Origin of the sequence: Methylobacterium sp. WL64 (assembly GCF_008039945.1) — a bacterium.
Lineage (GTDB): Bacteria > Pseudomonadota > Alphaproteobacteria > Rhizobiales > Beijerinckiaceae > Methylobacterium.
Map to the genome: position 1 here is coordinate 1 of NZ_VRVA01000193.1, position 6,594 is coordinate 6,594.

Consider the following 6,594-nt stretch of genomic DNA (forward strand, 5'->3'; position numbering starts at 1 on the left):
TGGTTCAACCGATTCCGTCGATTGCCCATCCGCTACGAGCGACGCGCAGACATCTACGAGGCCTTCACGAGCCTCGCCGCCAGCCTCATCACTCTCAACCAGATCAGACGGTTCTGTTAGGCGCTCTTAGTCCATCAAAGTCCGACGGTACCGGGTGGGGGACACGCGTGAGCTTGCCGGCCGCTAAGTGCTTCAACCCTAACCAGTCGCCTTCCCATTGGAAGGGCAGGGGTGATGGCCCTTTCACTCGCCGCGGCTCGTCGCCCTCATCCAGGCAATCCTGGAGAGGCGCCGGCATTTCATCCAACAGCCAGTCCAGATCCTGATCGATGCCCAGTTCGCCGTCGTCGCCCATACCCGCCCCCAATGGGTTCGGAGGGCGATAGTGGGAGGACTAGATTGCTATTTCGTAGTGCCCCGGAATGGCACATGGACTTTTTATGCGGTTGAGCCCTCCAGAATGCATGGAAGCATCAAAGCAGGTCTCGCATTGCACGACCTCCCGCTGGGGTGCGCTCCGCTGAACGCCGCTCAAGAGTGCCTTTTTGGCCATACTTCACCATGAGGTCGTTCATCGCCTCCACCATCAGGTCCTCTAAGGTCCTATCCAGCGTCACACAGAGGACCTTGACCGTCCGCCAGCCTTCTAGGTCCACCTTCACCTGCATATTTTTCACTGACATGGGCTTAGGCTCCGAGCGTCCTTGACGGCCGGAGTCTGCCTTGGGGGACTTAAGGATGTGCTGAGACCCGCAAATGCGAATTGCATGACATCCTGGAAGGGAAGATCAGGCGCACTGGTCCGGTTCCTGCCGGTCGATCTCTAGATCCCGCGTTGAGCCACGGAACCAGACGACCTGGTTATCGTGCTGCTCTGGGGCGCCGAGATCGGGCTCGGCATCACCACCGTCCTCACGGTCGGGGTCGCCATCCTCAGCGTCGAGAAGGGCCACGATCCGGTCGACGATGTCGAGAGCGAGTTCAGCCAGCCGCTCGAACTCCTCTCGGGGGATCGGGGCTGCAGCGGCTTTCTGGCCAGCGGGAAAGCGAACTACGGTGCTCATTTTCAGGGTCTCGGTGCTGTGTGGGACTGGCAGTCCTCCGGCGAGATCCGGCCGGATCGGTACGCACGGCTACGGAAGAGGTGGCGGGCGCCTGTCCGCGCCCTGCCCGCTCGGCCTCGGCGTGAGCCAAGAGTTCCCGGGCAAAAGCTTCGATGCTTTTCGGGTCATCGTTGTCGATGACACTGGCTGCCCATATCGAGAGGCGCCGCCCGCGGTCGGAGCTGTTGCCAGGGACCCGGCGAGCGGCCTCGGCACTAGTAGCCGTCTCCACGTCGGTTAGCGCGTCGCCGAGCCACTGCATCAGCTTGCCGGCAGCGTTGGCTTCATCGCCATATCCGCGCATCTTGCAGCGGCCTTGCCATGTCGTGGCGTAGGCGACGCTCCCAACCAGATCGGCCACGTCGTGGACCGCCCGCAGGTCCTCCATGCTCGCGGAAGTGAGGTCGAGCATGCCAACGAGGTCGGGCTCCTGGCGGAAGACCGTGAGCGACGTCTGCCCAGGCTGTGCCAACGCCGCCATGTGGATGTCGATCGCGAGGCGTCCATCGGTGGAGTAGTCGTCGCGCTTCTGCCCCTGCCGCCACTCGTCGACGTAGTGCAGCCAGGCGAGGGCCAGCGCCTTGGGCTGGATGCTGCCGAGTGTGGCGGGCAGGGCATCGGCCGCGTGGAGAAGGGTGAACCGGCGCTGCTGCATCGCCTCGTAAGCGGCGGTCTGCTCGTCCGTGCCGTCGTCGCCGGTATGCGCCGCCCATGCCGGCCACAACGCTAGGATCTGGGCGGACAAGGTGTCGAGCGCCGGCTCGGGCACCTCTCCATTCTCGCGCGCCGGCACGTAGTTGAATTCGTCGAGGTGCAGTTCACGGCGTAGGGCGGCCTGCTCCGCTTCACTCTTCTCAGGCCCACCTCGGCGCTTGAATTCCGCGACGGCGATGCCGTGCAGGCGGTCGAGTTCGAGACCGATGGCGTCTGGGATCCGGGCGAAGCCGAACGGCTCGATGGCGGGTGAGGCCATGAAGCCGGGCGGCGGGTTGTGCCAGTCCACGGGCTCGACTGCAGACTGCGTCTCGCCCTGCATGTCGCGCCAGAGCGAGTGCGAAAGGAGCTGATCCAGATCCGGCTCGTCCGGGATATCGGTCTCGGATAGGAGCGTGCGAGGGCTATAGCTTTCCAGCGCGCGCAGCTTCACTCGGAAGCCGGCCGCAGTATGTGCTGGCAGCGCCGCGATAGCCTCTGCAAGGTTGACGGCGACCGTCCCCGCTTCGTCCGCTGCCTCTTCAAGGTCAGGTCGATCATACTGCAGATTGACCGCGGCCTTGGCCGCGCACCAGTCGTCCCAAGCGGCCACGATCTCATCGGCGCGAGCCTGTGCCTCAGGCCAAGGCACAATCTCTGGCAGCTTCCCCCCATGGCCTGACCAAGCGGTCTCGCCATCTCGCCCCTTGCGCCAAATCTCGCGGGTGAATTTGTGCTTGCGAAGGTGGTCGATATCTCTCGGAAACACCTGCTCCCCGGTACGGCCACTGCTCCACGGTGCGAGGTTGAAAGGCTCGTCCTCAGGGCGCAGGATCAGGCAAGCCGGACGCTTGGGCATATTCCGCCCCGCTTCCCTCTGAGCCGCGTTGCAGGCCTCGCAGGCCACGATCTCGCGCTTGCGGGCAGCCTCGAACTGGTGGCCCAGACGCACCAACTCGGCATCCGCACGGATCTCCGCCTGGACAGCACCGCGTTCCGGCGTGGGCAGTGGATCGCTGGCGAGGTGGCTGAGGCTGGCTTTCAGGTCAGCGGCGCGCTGCTTGAGCGTCGGGCGATCCGTGTCACGGCGGAACGGATTGGACAGCTTGAGAGAGGGCACGGTCTACCTCTGAAGATAGGATTGCGGGAGGAGGCGCGGCGAGACGAACGCCACGCAGTGGGGGCGTCAGGCGTCATCGAAGTCGTATTCGGCCTTGGCCTCGGCGATGGCCCAGGCAGGCAGCGCGCCGGGAGCGTTGTAGAGAGCGCGGTCCCGCTCCTTCACGTCCGGCTCGTCACCGAAGCCACTGAACCGAGGCGGCAGTTCGGTTCCGGTCATCACCAGGATGGACCGGATCAACGCGACGGCAGCTACGTCGTGCTTCTCGCCGCCGTGACACACCTCCCACAGAATGGTGGCTGCAAGCGCGACCACAGCCAGCCCGTCGAGGGTTCGAGGAGCCGGCAGTTTTGCGACCTCCTCGGCCAGCGCCCAGCAGCGACGCATGACCAAGGTGCTGGCCACGTCCTCAAAGGAGTTGATCAGAGCTTCGCCCTCAATCGAACGGCAGGCCCGGTCCTCTGCGTAAGCAGCCAGCAGGCGGTCGCGATATTCGGCGTACTCGGTGGGCTGCTGAATGCGGGCGGCGGCCATAGCCGGCAACGGCACGGCGGCGGCCACGGACCCAGCCATGACGGTCCGGCGGGTCTGACCGGCGAGGGTGCCGCGCAGTTCGGCCGCCCGCTCACGCAGGCTAGGTCCAGAGGAAGCACGAAAACAAAAATTCAGCAGGTTGCGCATTGCAGGTTATTCGCTTTGCAGGGATGCAGGTAAGGCGGCTTGCAGGTCCGGCGGCTCAGAGGAAAGAGGCGAGGCCGGTCAACACCATGCCCCCGCCGATGATGGCGACGGCGGCGAACAGCTCGCCAGCGACGTCGAGGAAGCGCAAGGCCCGACTGTGTGCTGTGTCCGGCCGGACGGGCTCGACAAGCTCCCAGGGCTCGATCTCTCTCGGGACCGGCTCGTTGGGCAGGTTCAGGAACCGACCGTCGACGGGGAGGCGGCGCTGGACGGTTGCCGACCCATCGGCTGCGGTGCGAGCGGTGGTGTTCTTCGGCTTGCTGAAGGCGCGCGAGGTCGTAGCCATAACCGGTGCTCCGGGGCTTGAGATGTCGGCTGCGGGTGGGCGGAAACCGGCGCGATGCCGGTGCTGTCACGTCAGGAAGGTCGATCCGAGAGAGGCATCAGCGCCGCCCTGTCTTGTCTCTAAAACAACAACTTGATTTTTATGGAGACAGTTCTGGGCCGTGTCAACGAACCTCTTGTCTTATATTTTTGATGACAAGAGCGATGGTTATGGGATCGTGACCGCTTAGACGCAGCCCAAGCGCGGAGCCCGGCGATCGTTGAGAACCATCCGGGCGACGATACCCGCCGCAATGGCCCCGAGAGGCACCGCAGACGGCCCCGGCTCCAGCATCACGGGCGTCATAGGCTCGCCGAGGAACAGGGCGAGGTCGCCCACCCGCGCGCGAGCAGCATGCCAGTCGTCACCGAAGGCCCCCGCATTCGGCTCTTCTTCTGCCAACCACCACTGCAGGTGCCCGAGAAGGGCAAGGGCCCCGAACCGGCTAGAGCAGGCGGTGCTGAGAAGCGCCGTCAGGGCGTCGTAGGTCTCCTGATCGGCGGCAACCGTCTCGGGGTGGCTGATATCCTCCGGGGCGACCTGATAGGCCTCCCAGGCGGCGCGGTGCCGTTCAATCACCGCATGAATGGGGTCAGGGGTCGCGGCGTGCTCGATCGTCAGCCTGTCCGGTAATCCTTCAATACGGGTTAGCGGGGATCCTGCATGGCGCTATGCCGGCTTGCAGGTATCGCGGGTGTGGCTGTCTCGGTGAAAGCATCGAGGGCGTCGGCAAGATCGCGGAGTGCGAGCGCTCCGAAGGTGTCCGGCTCCATCCATGTCACGTCCTCAGCGTGGAACCGGATCAGGGCGTGAAACCCAGCCCGCGTAGAGGGCCTGACCTTGGCCAGGGCGTTGCGGGCACCCGCATCGCGGTCGGCGGCCTCGTCCGCGCGCCGCATCTGGATCGGGTCGTTCTCGTTGAGGCCGTCGAGAGCGGCTGTCAGGGCTGCGGAGGCCTGCTGCACGGCCAGGATAGCGGCGAAGATCGGATCGGGCTCGACGGCGATGGCGGTGTTCGGGGCGATCAGCATCAGCGCGCCGCCGAAAACGACCCGGCGGGGGATCCTGGCGTTCACAGGTCGTCCTCCTCCATCTCGGGCAACGCGACCCGGGTCTGCCACTCCTCCGGCGTGATGCCGGTCATGATGAATTCGCGCAGGGGCGGCGGCAGGTGGCGGAACACGACCTGCGGGAAGCCGCCGGCTTCGTAGGCGGCGAGCTGGTCCTCGGTGACCGGCAGGTCGAGGGTGTTGGTTTCGCCCGTGAGCATGGATGTGCGGGTAATCAACATGGCAGACCTCAGTGGGTGGGGAACAGGTCGAGGAAGCGCGCCCGCAGGATGCGGGCATGGCCCAGAGCCCACGCGTGGAGCTCGCGCATCTCGGTCTCGCCGCGGGCGAGGCGCACCCGGTAGGAGGCCGCCAGGCGCAGGCAGCGCTCATGATCCTCCCGGGCGTGGACGAGGCGCTGCGTCGGCGTGCGTAGGACGAGCGGGACGGCGTGGTTGATCGGGGCGGGGACGAAGGTGGTTGCGGGGGCATGGTAGGACATTGAGCGGTCCTCAATTGCGGGATGCAGGGATCGCGGTAAAACTGGATGCAGGGATCGTGGATATCAGTGCGCGGCCATGTGCCGGGCGAGCTTGGCGGCGCCCCAAGCAGCCTTGAGCGCCACCGACATCGCCTCGCCCCAGGTGCAGCCGAACCGCTCCTGATGGAGACGGGCGGCCTTGGCGGCAGCGTGCATGATGGCAGCGCGGTCGAACTTGCCAGCCGCGACGAGCGGGCGGCGGTCGAGGCGGACGGTCAGGTTGATAGACGCCTTGGCAGACAGGAGACCGGCCGGGATCTTGGGGCGGCTGTCTTGGCCGGCGCGGTCGATAGCAGTCCAAGAGACGGTGCGGCGGGGCATCTGTCATGTCTCCAAAATCACAACATGATTGTTATGGAGACACGCCGCGGTCTTGTCAATCAGGTCGCCATCTTATATCTTCAGTGACATCGCGGAGATGCTTAATGGACCTGACACCGGAACTGTGCCGCGCGGCGCGCTCGCTGCTGCGGCTCGACCAAAAAGAGCTATCCGAGACCTCCGGCGTTCCACTGCCGACGATCAGGGCCTTCGAGACGGTCCGAAGCGTAGATGGCAAACCAGCACGACGGCTGACGACGATGAATAACCGCGCTCTAGTCGAAGCTTTTGAGCGCGGTGGCCTAGAATTCATCCCCGAAAATGGGGGCGGGCAAGGCATTCGCTTCAAAATGAGAAAAGACGGAACTCGCGAAAAGCACTAAGCGATGGCCGTTATTTGATCTATTGCCTAAACTTATGACTAGAACATTTTAGCAACGGCTTGATAAGGGTGCAGCAATGCGCGTGGAAAAGCAGATTGATCAGGACCGCCAGAAGGCCGAGAGGATTGCGGACACTCAAGAGAAGGCATTCGCCGACGAGGTGCTGCGGATGCTTCAATCGGCATGGCAGTCTCAGCTCGACTTTGGCCATTTCGACCGGCCGTGGAACGCGCTGGGTGACGAAGCGGGCTTGATGGATAGGCTGGTGGTGTCCCTCGCCAGAGACGCCCCATGCCGCACCTGCCCGCCCGCTTCGCC

Annotated in this window: 12 protein-coding genes and 1 pseudogene; 3 read left to right on the plus strand and 10 right to left on the minus strand. The window is 64.6% G+C overall.

Features of this window, described 5'->3' with window-relative positions:
• A pseudogene (locus FV242_RS32010) lies at positions 1-120 on the plus strand (IS5/IS1182 family transposase); the annotation flags it as partial.
• Between the two features lie 353 nt (positions 121-473).
• Here the strand turns inward: FV242_RS32010 and FV242_RS32015 are convergent.
• The 10 genes from FV242_RS32015 to FV242_RS32060 form a co-directional block, all read right to left on the minus strand.
• Positions 474-683, minus strand: coding sequence for a ribbon-helix-helix domain-containing protein (locus tag FV242_RS32015; protein ID WP_147941747.1), 210 nt, complete (start codon positions 681-683; stop codon positions 474-476).
• A gap of 105 nt (positions 684-788) precedes the next feature.
• Positions 789-953 (minus strand): hypothetical protein, encoded by a 165-nt coding sequence (locus FV242_RS35950; protein ID WP_246692986.1) that lies wholly within the window; start codon positions 951-953, stop codon positions 789-791.
• Between the two features lie 28 nt (positions 954-981).
• A complete protein-coding gene (locus tag FV242_RS32025) occupies positions 982-2,916 on the minus strand; it encodes a hypothetical protein (protein ID WP_147941749.1) in 1,935 nt (644 codons plus the stop codon).
• Positions 2,917-2,982: 66 nt separating this feature from the next.
• On the minus strand, positions 2,983-3,597 hold the full coding sequence (locus tag FV242_RS32030) for a hypothetical protein (protein WP_147941750.1): 615 nt from the start codon (positions 3,595-3,597) through the stop codon (positions 2,983-2,985).
• 55 nt (positions 3,598-3,652) lie between these two features.
• Positions 3,653-3,943: a hypothetical protein gene (locus tag FV242_RS32035; RefSeq protein ID WP_147941751.1), complete on the minus strand. Its 291-nt coding sequence runs from the start codon at positions 3,941-3,943 to the stop codon at positions 3,653-3,655.
• A 225-nt stretch (positions 3,944-4,168) separates the two neighbouring features.
• The gene (locus FV242_RS32040) at positions 4,169-4,561 is read right to left on the minus strand and encodes a hypothetical protein (RefSeq protein WP_147941752.1); all 393 of its coding nucleotides are present in this window, start codon (positions 4,559-4,561) and stop codon (positions 4,169-4,171) included.
• Positions 4,562-4,629: 68 nt separating this feature from the next.
• Positions 4,630-5,058: a hypothetical protein gene (locus FV242_RS32045; RefSeq protein WP_147941753.1), complete on the minus strand. Its 429-nt coding sequence runs from the start codon at positions 5,056-5,058 to the stop codon at positions 4,630-4,632.
• Positions 5,055-5,273: a hypothetical protein gene (locus tag FV242_RS32050; RefSeq protein WP_147941754.1), complete on the minus strand. Its 219-nt coding sequence runs from the start codon at positions 5,271-5,273 to the stop codon at positions 5,055-5,057. Before FV242_RS32050 ends, FV242_RS32045 begins: the two co-directional genes overlap by 4 nt.
• Positions 5,274-5,281: 8 nt before the next feature.
• Complete coding sequence (locus FV242_RS32055) at positions 5,282-5,533, minus strand: hypothetical protein (protein ID WP_147941755.1); 252 nt, start codon at positions 5,531-5,533, stop codon at positions 5,282-5,284.
• Positions 5,534-5,596: 63 nt separating this feature from the next.
• Entirely contained in the window at positions 5,597-5,893 is a 297-nt protein-coding gene (locus FV242_RS32060) for a hypothetical protein (protein WP_147941756.1), read from the minus strand.
• A gap of 104 nt (positions 5,894-5,997) precedes the next feature.
• Between FV242_RS32060 and FV242_RS32065 the strand changes: the two genes are divergently transcribed.
• Both FV242_RS32065 and FV242_RS32070 read left to right on the plus strand, forming a co-directional pair.
• Positions 5,998-6,276 carry an XRE family transcriptional regulator gene (locus tag FV242_RS32065; RefSeq protein WP_147941757.1) on the plus strand — a complete coding sequence of 93 codons (279 nt, stop codon included), beginning with the start codon at positions 5,998-6,000 and terminating at the stop codon, positions 6,274-6,276.
• An 82-nt stretch (positions 6,277-6,358) separates the two neighbouring features.
• Positions 6,359-6,594 (plus strand): hypothetical protein (locus FV242_RS32070; protein WP_187278655.1); only part of this gene is annotated, 236 nt, incomplete at its 3' end.